Origin of the sequence: Romboutsia sp. 13368 (genome assembly GCF_018336475.1) — a bacterium.
Lineage (GTDB): Bacteria > Bacillota > Clostridia > Peptostreptococcales > Peptostreptococcaceae > Romboutsia.
The window spans coordinates 1,778,902-1,790,124 of sequence record NZ_CP048741.1; the positions used below are offsets into that span (position 1 = coordinate 1,778,902).

12 protein-coding genes are annotated in these 11,223 nt (G+C 29.8%); all 12 read right to left on the reverse strand.

Going from position 1 to position 11,223, the window contains the following annotated elements; all coding sequences use genetic code 11:
* Positions 1–118: 118 nt before the first annotated feature.
* Entirely contained in the window at positions 119–2,233 is a 2,115-nt protein-coding gene (locus G3997_RS07245; protein WP_296644919.1) for a polyribonucleotide nucleotidyltransferase, read from the reverse strand.
* Positions 2,234–2,391: 158 nt separating this feature from the next.
* A complete protein-coding gene (locus G3997_RS07250; RefSeq protein WP_296644922.1) occupies positions 2,392–3,240 on the reverse strand; it encodes a DegV family protein in 849 nt (282 codons plus the stop codon).
* A 143-nt stretch (positions 3,241–3,383) separates the two neighbouring features.
* On the reverse strand, positions 3,384–3,638 hold the full coding sequence (gene rpsO / locus G3997_RS07255) for a 30S ribosomal protein S15 (RefSeq protein ID WP_071119784.1): 255 nt from the start codon (positions 3,636–3,638) through the stop codon (positions 3,384–3,386).
* A 95-nt stretch (positions 3,639–3,733) separates the two neighbouring features.
* Positions 3,734–4,678, reverse strand: coding sequence for a bifunctional riboflavin kinase/FAD synthetase (locus tag G3997_RS07260; RefSeq protein WP_296644926.1), 945 nt, complete (start codon positions 4,676–4,678; stop codon positions 3,734–3,736).
* Between the two features lie 25 nt (positions 4,679–4,703).
* Positions 4,704–5,612 (reverse strand): tRNA pseudouridine(55) synthase TruB, encoded by a 909-nt coding sequence (gene truB, locus G3997_RS07265; protein WP_296644929.1) that lies wholly within the window; start codon positions 5,610–5,612, stop codon positions 4,704–4,706.
* Positions 5,605–6,600: a DHH family phosphoesterase gene (locus G3997_RS07270; protein ID WP_296644931.1), complete on the reverse strand. Its 996-nt coding sequence runs from the start codon at positions 6,598–6,600 to the stop codon at positions 5,605–5,607. The genes truB and G3997_RS07270 overlap by 8 nt, the downstream gene beginning before the upstream one ends.
* Entirely contained in the window at positions 6,590–6,976 is a 387-nt protein-coding gene (gene rbfA, locus G3997_RS07275) for a 30S ribosome-binding factor RbfA (protein ID WP_296644933.1), read from the reverse strand. Before rbfA ends, G3997_RS07270 begins: the two co-directional genes overlap by 11 nt.
* Before the next feature lie 21 nt (positions 6,977–6,997).
* A complete protein-coding gene (gene infB / locus G3997_RS07280; protein WP_296644935.1) occupies positions 6,998–8,944 on the reverse strand; it encodes a translation initiation factor IF-2 in 1,947 nt (648 codons plus the stop codon).
* 14 nt (positions 8,945–8,958) lie between these two features.
* Positions 8,959–9,279, reverse strand: a complete 321-nt coding sequence (locus G3997_RS07285; RefSeq protein WP_296644938.1) for a L7Ae/L30e/S12e/Gadd45 family ribosomal protein — start codon at positions 9,277–9,279, stop codon at positions 8,959–8,961.
* Complete coding sequence (gene rnpM, locus G3997_RS07290; RefSeq protein WP_296644941.1) at positions 9,269–9,544, reverse strand: RNase P modulator RnpM; 276 nt, start codon at positions 9,542–9,544, stop codon at positions 9,269–9,271. The genes G3997_RS07285 and rnpM overlap by 11 nt, the downstream gene beginning before the upstream one ends.
* 13 nt (positions 9,545–9,557) lie before the next feature.
* Positions 9,558–10,610 (reverse strand): transcription termination factor NusA, encoded by a 1,053-nt coding sequence (gene nusA / locus G3997_RS07295; RefSeq protein WP_296644944.1) that lies wholly within the window; start codon positions 10,608–10,610, stop codon positions 9,558–9,560.
* Between the two features lie 27 nt (positions 10,611–10,637).
* Entirely contained in the window at positions 10,638–11,099 is a 462-nt protein-coding gene (gene rimP, locus G3997_RS07300; RefSeq protein ID WP_296644947.1) for a ribosome maturation factor RimP, read from the reverse strand.
* Positions 11,100–11,223: the final 124 nt, after the last annotated feature.

The window sequence follows — 11,223 nt, forward strand, 5'->3', positions numbered from 1 at the left end:
ATTCCAAGTAATCCACCACATAAAGCTATAAGTGCAATNTTTTAATAAAGCTATATAATTACTAATAAAACTAAATTTATAAATAATAAAAAAGAAGCCTAATTAGACTTCTTCTTTATTATTGTTCTTCTTTTTTATCAGCTTTTTCTGGTTTAGGTAATAATACTTTTCTAGATAAGTTTACTCTTCCTTTTTCATCTATTTCAGTAACCTTAACTTCAACTTCATCACCTATGTTTAATACATCTTCAACTTTAGCAACTCTTTCATGTGCTATGTGAGATATGTGAAGTAATCCTTCTTTTCCTGGAAGTATTTCAACAAATGCACCAAAGTTCATTATTCTTGTAACCTTACCTGTATAAGTCTGTCCTACTTCTGCTTCAGCTACTATATCATTGATTTTCTTTTGTGCAAGTTTTATCATATCAGCATCTACACCTGATATGAATACTTCTCCAGTTTGTTCTATATCTATTTTTACTCCAGTTTCTTCGATTATCTTAGTTATAACTTTTCCACCAGGTCCTATAACATCTCTTATCTTATCTGGATTTATGTTCATTGTTATTATCTTAGGAGCATACTTAGATAATTCTGGTTTTGGAGCTGATATTGTTTTTCTCATTTCATTTAATATATGTATTCTACCAGCTTTAGCTTGAGTTAAAGCTCTACTTAATATTTCTTTATCTATACCAGCTATCTTTATATCCATTTGTATAGCAGTTATACCTTTTTCAGTTCCTGCAACTTTAAAGTCCATATCTCCTAAGTGATCTTCCATACCTTGTATATCAGAAAGTACTGCTACTTTATCATCATGCTTTATAAGACCCATAGCTATACCTGCAACCATATCTTTTAAAGGTACACCCGCATCAAGTAATGATAATGTAGAACCACATACACTACCTTGAGATGTAGAACCATTAGAACTTAATACTTCTGATACTACTCTTATTGCATATGGGAATTCTTCTTTTGATGGAAGTACAGGTACTAATGCTCTTTCAGCAAGTGCTCCATGTCCTATTTCTCTTCTTCCTGGTCCTCTTGATGGTCTAGCTTCACCAACACTGTATGCAGGGAAGTTATAGTGATGCATATATCTTTTGCTTTCTTCTTCATCTAATCCATCTAATATTTGAACATCTCCTAATGCTCCAAGAGTTGCTATAGACATTACTTGAGTCTGACCTCTTGTAAATAATCCTGAACCATGAGCTCTAGGTATAAATCCATTGTCACACCATATTGGTCTTATTTCTTCTAATCCTCTATTATCTGGTCTTACATTTTCATGTACTATTAACTTTCTTACTTCTTCTTTTATTATAGCTTGAAGTGTTTCTTCTATATCTACTCCGTAATCTTCTAGTAACTCTTCGAATTTTTCAAATGTTTCAGCTTTTACAGCGTCCATTTTTTCCATTCTTTCAAGTTTTTCTATAGTTTTTACAGCTTCTTTCATTTTATCTGTAGCAAATTCACGAACTGCCTTTTCAACTTCTTCATCAGCTTTGAATAAAACTACTTCCATTTTTTCTTTTCCAACTTGTGCAGTTATTTCTTCTATAAATTCTACTACCTTTTTGATTTCTTCATGAGCAAATAATATAGCTTCAAGCATTAATGCATCTGGTATTTCTTCTCCACCAGCTTCAACCATCATTATAGCATCTTTAGTTCCTGATACTACTAGATGAAGAGAACTTTTTTCTCTTTGCTCTGCTGTTGGGTTAACAACAAATGCTCCATCAACTAATCCTATTAAAACAGATCCTGTAGGTCCATTAAAAGGTATATCAGATATAGACAATGCTATAGATGAACCTATCATAGCAACTATATCAGGTGTACAATCTTGATCTACTGATAAAACTGTAGCAACAACTTGTACATCATTTCTAAATCCTTTTGGGAATAATGGTCTTATAGGTCTGTCTATAAGTCTTGATGTTAATATCGCTTTTTCTGAAGGCTTCCCTTCTCTCTTTAAAAATCCTCCAGGTATTTTACCTACTGAATATAATTTTTCTTCATAATCAACACTTAGTGGGAAGAAGTCTATTCCATCTCTTGGTTTTGCTGATTTTGAAACATTTACCATAACCATAGTTTCCCCGTATCTAATTATGGCACTTCCGCTAGCAAGCTCTGCTATCTTTCCTATTTCAACAGAAAGCTCTCTTCCTGCTAAATCCATTTTAAATATTTTATGTTCAAACATTAAAGCTTGTACCTCCTCTTTTGCTAAAAAACGCGTTTACTATCTTATGTACTATCTTATCAAAAATACTATATTTTAACAATATATAAAAGTAGCTTAGTTACTTATCTCAATCATTATATGTATTATTTACACTTTGCTTTAAAATTAGTCATATTCTAGTTAGAACAACTTATAGCAAGTATATCTGGACCTGTATGGGAACATATACAAGCCCCGCCTCTAGTTATTAATACTTTTTTAGCTTTTATTCTTTTCTGAACTTCTTTTTCAAGCTTTTCAAAGTCCTTAAAATTATCTCCATATCCTATAGTAATAATTTTATCACTTAAATCCCCCTTATTTCTTTCTAGTATAATATCAACAAGTTTCGTTGCTAAATTTTTACTACCTCTAACTTTTTCCTCTAAGTTTGCCTCTCCATTTGGGAATGAAAATACTGGTATTATATTAAGAATATTTCCTATTATTGCAGTAGCTACAGATACCCTACCACTCTTTTTTAAATAATCTAAAGTTTTAGGTGCAAAAAATAACATTACACTTTCTCTAATAGATTCTAATTCTTTTATTATATCATCAGTGCTTAATCCATCTTCTATTAAGTCACATGCTTTAATAACAAATTGACCGCTTCCTAATGATAAACTCATAGTGTCAAATATATGTATATCATTTGCCTTTTCACCCATATCGCTTCTTGCAAGTATCGCACTTTGATATGTTCCTGATGATTTAGAAGAACCATTTATACATATTATTTTATAACCTTCATCCACATATTTATTAAAAATTTCACTGAATTGAATATATGTAGCTTGAGATGTCTTAGGTATCTCTTTACTACTTTTTAATACTTCATAATATTCTTCTTTACTTATATCCACTCCATCTTTGTATTCTTTATCATTAAATATTATAGTAAGCGGTACTACATCTAAATACTCTTTATCTTGAATTTCTTTTGGAATATCACATAAACTATCACATATTAATTTTATTTTCAAACCTATCACCTCTACTTAAATTTTTTTATATAATATTTACCAATACCTTTTTTATATAATATTTACCAATACCTTTTTTATATAATATTAAAATTATAAAAAGCAGGTATTATTATACCTGCTTTTAATAAAAAAAGTAAAAATTACTTTCTTAATCCTAATTTAGCTATTAATGCTCTGTATCCTTCAAGATCTCTGTCTTTTAAGTAAGCTAATAAGTTTCTTCTTCTACCAACCATCTTTAATAGACCTCTTCTTGAGTGGTGGTCTTTCTTGTGCATTTTTAAGTGGTCGTTTAATTCGTTTATTCTAGCTGTTAATAAAGCTATTTGTACTTCTGGAGAACCAGTATCTCCTTCAAATCTTCCGAATTCTTTTATTATTTCAGTTTTGTTCATCTTGAGTTACCTCCAATATATTTTATAATCGCCAATAACTAAGCATAGATTTGGAGAAATCATATGCTGAGTAAATGGTTATTTAATTTACTTGTCTATTGTACCATAAGTTTTTTGCTTTTGCAAATATACTTTTTGAACACATAGTTAGTATCTTTTTGAAGTTGAATTTTTAATTCTTCAATTCCATTAAATTTCTTTTCATCTCTAATTCTTTCTAGAAATTCTATAGTTATAGTTTTTCCATATATATCATCATTAAATTCTAATATATTTGTTTCTATAGATAAATTTTTACCATTTACAGTAGGATTATATCCTACATTTGTAGCACCATAGTATGTTTTTCCATTTATATATACTTTTGTTGCATATATCCCAACTTTAGGTACTATCATATCTTCATCTATACTTATGTTTGCAGTTGGAAATCCTATAGTTCTTCCAATCTTTCTTGCATGTATAACTTTTCCTGATAGTTTATAATATCTTCCAAGATATTTATAAGCTTTATCAACATCACCATTTGATATTAAATCTCGGATGTTTGTACTGCTTATTCTTACATTATCTAACTTTATAGGATTTATTATTTCTAGTTCAAACCCATATTTTTTAGATAATTCTTTTAAAAGTTTCGTGTTACCTTCTTTATTTCTTGCAAATGTAAAGTCATGTCCGACTATTATTTTCTTAGCACCTAATGTATCTAATAATATTTCTTTTATAAAATCATGTCCTGATATCTTAGTCATATACTCATCAAAAGGTATATTAATTATATAATCAACATTCATAGATTTTAGGATTTCTATTTTTTCAGAATTTGTGATAATATTTTTTACAGAGTTTGGTCTAAAGTAATTAACTGGATGATTTTTAAAAGTAAATACTACGCTACTTATACTATTTTCTTTAGCATATTCTGTTGTTTTTTCTATTAGAACCTTATGACCTCTATGTAGCCCATCAAAGTTACCAATAGTTACCACACTTTCTTTTATTGTATCTATTTTAGCTATTGATGTTATAGTATCCATTTCGCTTTCCCCGCCTACTTGAAATTTATACTATAAATAATTTATCACTTTTTACACTTATAGTATTATCTTTTCTTATTATTTTACCTATTCCAATAAACTCTTTTGAGCTATAAACTCTTACTAACTCATCATTTTCATTAAAATCTTTTTCTATAAATCGTCTTTCATCTATTATTCCACCATTTATATAATACTTTTCTGCATTTTCATGTATTGTTATTTTATTAAAATTAGTTAATACATAATCTATATCATATAAATATTTATCTAAAGTATTATTATCTTTATGTTCTTTTAATTCTTCGAGTGTTATACCATTTTCTAAGTTAAACTTACCAGATGAAGTTCTAAGTAAGAAAGACATATGTCCTCCACATCCTAAAATTTGTCCTATATCATAACAGATACTTCTTACATAAGTTCCCTTAGAACATTTTACGTAAAACATTATCTTATTATCTCTTATACTAAGAATATTTAATTCTTTTATGTGTACAGGTCTAGTTTTTAAATTTATTTCATCAGCTCTTCCACTTCTAACTAAATCACACATTCTCTTTCCATTTACTTTTAATGCAGAATAAATAGGTGGTAATTGTTCTATATGACCTCTTTGAGTATCAAAAGCTTTTTCTATTTCTTCTTTTGTAAAGCTAAAGTTTTCAACTTTTTCCAATATTTCACCAGATGAATCATATGTATCTGTAGTTATACCTAGTGTTAATTCACAAATATATGATTTATCCTTATTTAATATAAGCTCACTAACTTTTGTAGCTTTTCCTATACATATAGGTAATACCCCTGATGCATCTGGATCAAGGGTACCTGTATGTCCAACTTTTTTTGTATTTAAAATTTTTCTTACAGCACTTACAACATCATGAGATGTCATACCTGTAGGTTTTATAATATTTACTATTTTATTCATTTATCTCACCTTGAACTACTTTTACTACAGCATCTACTATCTGTCTCTTTGCATCTTCTATACTAGAGTAAATAGTACAACCTGCAGCTCTTACATGGCCTCCGCCACCAAAACCTTGAGCTATTTTACTAACATCTACATAAGTTTTAGATCTTAGGCTTACTTTGACTTCATTTTCTTTCTTTTCCTTTAAAAGTATACCTACTTCAACACCATCTATATCCCTTGTATATGATGTTATTCCATCTACATCATTAAAACTTATAACATTTCTTTTTAACATTTCTTTAGTTATCATTATACTAGCAATTTTTCCATCTACTATATCTAGAGTATTTAAAGCTTCACCTAATAATTTATAGTAATTATATGGATTACTTTGGAATACTTTTTGAATTATAATATCTTTTTTAGCTCCTTTTAATAAAAGGTCTTTTGCCATTTCAAAACTACTTGGATGAGTATTTGAATATATAAAATTACCTGTATCAGTTAATAAACCAGTATATAAACATGTTGCTATATTGTCATCTATTATTTTTATATTTTCACTTTTTTCATATTCTACTAATACATTATAAACTAATTCACAAGTTGATGATGCTTCAGTATCTATATAGTTAAAATCACCATAATAGTCATTACTTGCATGGTGATCTATACATATTATTGTTTTAGCATTATCTACTAATTCTTTACTTAAACATATTCTATTTTTATCTCCACAATCAAGTGCTACTATATTATAGTTATTTAAGCTTACTTCCTCTGATTTTAATATATTAACATTTTCAACTAAAAACTTTAAATTTTGAGGAGGATTATCGTCTAGTACATAGTAAACGTTTTTTCCAAATTTATTTAAAGTGTAGTACATTGATAAAGTTGACCCTATATTATCTCCATCTGGGCTAATATGAGAAGTAACGATGAAATCATCGTTACTTCCTTTTAAGTATTTTATTATACTTTCTATCTTACTCTTCATCAAACTCTTCCTCGTCAAATGAAGAAGCAGTTGCACCTTCATTAACTTTTCTTATTAAATGATCCATGTACATACCATTTTTTATAGAGTCATCAACTTTAAATATTATTTGTGGAGTATGTCTAAGCTTAACACTTCTACTTACTTCTCTTCTTATGAAGTTTACTGCACTTTTTAGCCCTAATAGTGTAGATTCTTCATCTCCACCTAGTATACTTACATAAACATATGCATAGCTTAAATCATTTGTAACTTCAACATCTGTTACACTTACCATAGATGTTATTCTAGGGTCTTTGATTCCACTTATAAGCATTGAACTTACAACTTTTTTTATCTCTTCTGCTATTCTTTTTGTTCTGTTATATGATGCCATTAATATCGACCTCTTTTTTATCTATTTTAATTTTCTTTCAACTTCTTTAGTTATATAAGCTTCTATTACATCGCCTTCTTTAATATCATTGAAGTTAACAAAACTCATACCACATTCGTATCCTTGATTAACTTCTTTAACATCATCTTTAAATCTCTTAAGCGCTGCTAGTTGTCCTTCATGTATTATGAATCCATCTCTTACTATTCTTACTTTAGATCCTCTAAATACCTTACCGCTAGTTACATAACATCCAGCTATAGTTCCAACACCTGATAATTTAAATGTTTCTCTAACTTCAGCTTTTCCTGTATCTTCATCAACATATTCAGGGTCTAACATACCAGTCATAGCTGCTTGAACATCTTCTATAGCCTTGTATATTATAGTATATGTTCTTACATCTACACCTTCTTTTTTAGCAAGTACTTCTGCACTTGGAACAGGTCTTACGTTAAATCCTATTATTATTGCATTAGATGCAGTTGCTAATGTTACATCTGATTCAGTTACTGCTCCAACACCACCATGTATTACTCTAACAGCAACTTCTTCGTTAGATAATTTTTCAAGTGATTGTTTAACTGCTTGAACAGAACCTTGAACATCTGCTTTTACTATTATAGGTAATTCTTTAACTTCTGCATCTCCCATTTGAGCAAAGAAATCATCTAAAGACATTCTTTGGTTAGATTTTAACATTTCTTCTCTAGCCATTTGTTGTCTTTTTTCAGCTACTAATCTTGCTGCTTTATCACTTGGAACTGCAACAACTTGGTCTCCACCTTGTGGAACTTCTGATAATCCTAATATTTCTACTGCTGTAGATGGTCCAGCAACTTTAACTCTCTTTCCTTTAGAGTTTATCATTGCTCTTACTTTACCACTAGCAACACCAGCAACTATTGGATCTCCAACTCTTAAAGTACCACCTTGAACAAGTACTGTTGCAACTGGTCCTCTACCTTTATCAAGTTGAGCTTCTATAACTGTACCAACAGCTCTCTTATCAGGGTTAGCTTTTAATTCTTCCATTTCTGCAACTAAAAGTATCATTTCCAGTAAAGTATCTATACCTTCTCTTTTTAAAGCTGAAACTGGAACTGATATAACATCTCCACCCCAATCTTCAACTAATAAACCTTGGTCAGCTAATTCTTGCTTAACTCTATCAGGATTTGCTCCTGGCTTATCTATTTTATTTATAGCAACTATTAGAGGTACATTTGCAGCTTTAGCATGGTTTATAGCTTCAACTGTTTGAGGCATTATACCATCATCAGCAGCAACAACTAATATTGCCATATCTGTAACTTGTGCTCCTCTAGCTCTCATAGATGTGAAAGCTTCGTGTCCTGGAGTATCTAAGAATACTACCTTTTCTCCATTTACCATGACTTCTGAAGCACCTATATGCTGAGTTATTCCTCCTGCTTCGCTTGAAGTTACATTAGTTTTTCTTATAGCATCCAGTAAAGAAGTTTTACCATGGTCAACGTGACCCATTACAGTAACAACTGGTGGTCTTTTTACTAAATCTTCTTCTTTATCTTCTTCTATTTCTATTAAAGCTTCTATTTCTTCTAATTCTTCTTCATCATTAGCTGAACCTTCTACTAATTCAAATCCATATTCACTAGCAACTAATGAACCTATTTCAAAGCTTATCTCTTGATTTATTGTTGCCATTGTTCCCATTTTCATAAGCTTCATTATTATTTCAGATGCAGACTTATCTAATTTTGTAGCTAACTCTTGAACTGTTAATTTTCCATCTATAGCTATAGTATTTCCTTTAGTTGCAGCTAATTCATCTCTTAATATTTCTAAAGCTAGTTCAACTTCATCATCTTCTAATTCAGAATCTTTATCTACTGCATTTATTTCTAATTCTTTTAATTTAACTAATACGTCTTCATTAGACATGTTTAATTCTTTTGCTATTTGGTATACTCTTGTTTTTGACACAAGATCACCCCCTATTATATTTTTGGCACTTCCATTAATTCCAATATTTTATTGGCAAAATTTATATCTTTAACTCCTAGGGTTGCCCTTGGAGCTTTTCCTATTGCATATCCTAGTTGTAATTTATTCGAGAAATATACATGTGGAATATTTCTATAACTTGCTTTATCTTTAAATAACTTTTTAGTATTCTCAGAAGCATCTTCTGCAACTATAATCAATTTAATATTTCCTTTTTTTAGTTCAAGTAGTGTAGAGTCATCTCCTGACACTACTTTACCTGCACGAGTCGCAAGTCCTAAAAAAGAATATATCTTATCTTCATTAGTCTTCATGTTTTTGTAGCTCCTCAAGTAGATTTTCATATACCTCATTAGGTACTTCTATTTTAAATGCTCTATTTAAAGCTTTAGATTTTATAGCCTTTTTTAAGCATTCGGCATCTTTACATATATATGCACCTCTACCATTTGCTTTTCCTGTTGGGTCTAAAAATATTTTTCCTTCTTTATTCTTAACTATTCTTATTAACCCTTTTTTAGAATCTCTTTCTTGACAAGCTATACACTTTCTTTGAGGTACCTTTTTAACTTTTTGCAAAGGTCATCCCTCCTTATTCTTGTTCTTGTTTTGCTTGTGATTCGCTTTTTATATCTATCTTCCAGTTAGTAAGTTTTGCTGCAAGTCTTGCATTTTGTCCTTCTTTACCTATTGCAAGTGATAATTGGTAATCAGGAACTACTACTAACGCAGACTTTTCTTCCTCATTAACTTCTACTCTTTCAACCTTTGATGGGCTAAGTGAAGCAGATATGTATTCAGCTGGATCATCACTGTATTTTATTATATCTATCTTTTCATCACCAAGTTCATCAACTATATTCTTAACTCTTGAACCTTTAGGACCAACACAAGCTCCTATTGGATCTATCTTTTCATCTATTGATTTAACTGCCATTTTAGTTCTTGAACCTGCTTCTCTTGATACAGATTTTATTTGAACTATTCCTTCAAATATTTCAGGTACTTCAAATTCAAATAATCTCTTAACTAATCCTGGATGACTTCTAGAAACTACTATTTGAGGCCCTTTATTAGTTTTCTTTACTTCTAATATATATACCTTTATTTTTTGTCCAGCTTGATAATGTTCTCCTGGTATTTGCTCAGCTTGAGTCATTATAGCTTCTATTCTACCTAAGTTTACGTAAACTATATTTTTATTTACTCTAGCTACTTCACCTGTAACTATTTCATTTTCTTTATCCATAAACTCATTGTATACTATTTCTCTTTCAGCTTCTCTTATTCTTTGAACAACAACTTGTTTTGCAGTTTGAGCTGCTATTCTTCCGAAATCTTTAGGAGTTACTTCATTTTCTATTATATCCCCTAATTCATAGTTTGGACTTATTTCTCTTGCATCTTTTAGTTCTATTTCAAGGAAAGTATCGTATAAGTCAGACTCATCAACTACTACTCTTTGAGAGAATACTCTAACATCACCTTTTACTCTATCAACTTCAACTCTAACGTTTTGAGCTGAACCAAAGTTTTTCTTATATGCTGTTAAAAGTGCTTGTTCTATAGTATCTATAAGTATATCTTTATCTATTCCTCTGTCTTTTTCTAATTCATCTAATGCTTCCATAAATTCATGATTCATCGTCATCTTCCTCCATATTATCTTTGCCTAAAACTTTATTGCAAGTCTTATAAGTGCAACTTCTTTTCTTGTGAACTCTACTTCTTGATTATCTATTATAACTTTTATATTATTATCTTCAGTTAATCCAACTAGTTCCCCTTCAAATTGCTTAGAACCATTCATTGGTTTATATAATTTTATTTCAACATCTCTTCCCTTGTATCTTTCAAAATCTTTATCCTTTTTAAGTGGTCTATCAAGCCCTGGTGAAGATACTTCTAAGAAATAATTTTCTTTTATTGGATCTTTTTTATCTAATATTTCACTTAATTCTCTACTAACTACTTCACAGTCACTTAAAGATATTCCACCTTCTTTATCTAAGTAAACTCTTAAGTAATATTCTCCAGCTTCTTTAACGTATTCTATGTCTACTATTTCAAAGTTTTTAGCATCAACTATAGGTTGAACTATTTCTTCTATTGTAGCTTCTACACTTTTTCTCATTTGTGTTTCCCTCCTATTCAGTTGTAAATTTTTAAAACAAAAGAGTGAGCACTGCTGTCCCACTCTTAGTTTTTGCAATATATACTATTTTATATACTATAATAACATATATTAGTTTTTGTTG

Bases quoted from the DNA above. Each gene is read 5' to 3' on its own strand.
- rpsO (WP_071119784.1), bottom strand. From the start codon at position 3,638: ATGAACAAAACTGAAATAATAAAAGAATTCGGAAGATTTGAAGGAGAT.
- rimP (WP_296644947.1), bottom strand. From the start codon at position 11,099: ATGAGAAAAAGTGTAGAAGCTACAATAGAAGAAATAGTTCAACCTATA.
- nusA (WP_296644944.1), bottom strand. From the start codon at position 10,610: ATGAATCATGAATTTATGGAAGCATTAGATGAATTAGAAAAAGACAGA.
- truB (WP_296644929.1), bottom strand. From the start codon at position 5,612: ATGAATAAAATAGTAAATATTATAAAACCTACAGGTATGACATCTCAT.
- G3997_RS07260 (WP_296644926.1), bottom strand. From the start codon at position 4,678: ATGGATACTATAACATCAATAGCTAAAATAGATACAATAAAAGAAAGT.
- G3997_RS07285 (WP_296644938.1), bottom strand. From the start codon at position 9,279: ATGAAGACTAATGAAGATAAGATATATTCTTTTTTAGGACTTGCGACT.
- rbfA (WP_296644933.1), bottom strand. From the start codon at position 6,976: ATGGCATCATATAACAGAACAAAAAGAATAGCAGAAGAGATAAAAAAA.
- G3997_RS07245 (WP_296644919.1), bottom strand. From the start codon at position 2,233: ATGTTTGAACATAAAATATTTAAAATGGATTTAGCAGGAAGAGAGCTT.
- G3997_RS07270 (WP_296644931.1), bottom strand. From the start codon at position 6,600: ATGAAGAGTAAGATAGAAAGTATAATAAAATACTTAAAAGGAAGTAAC.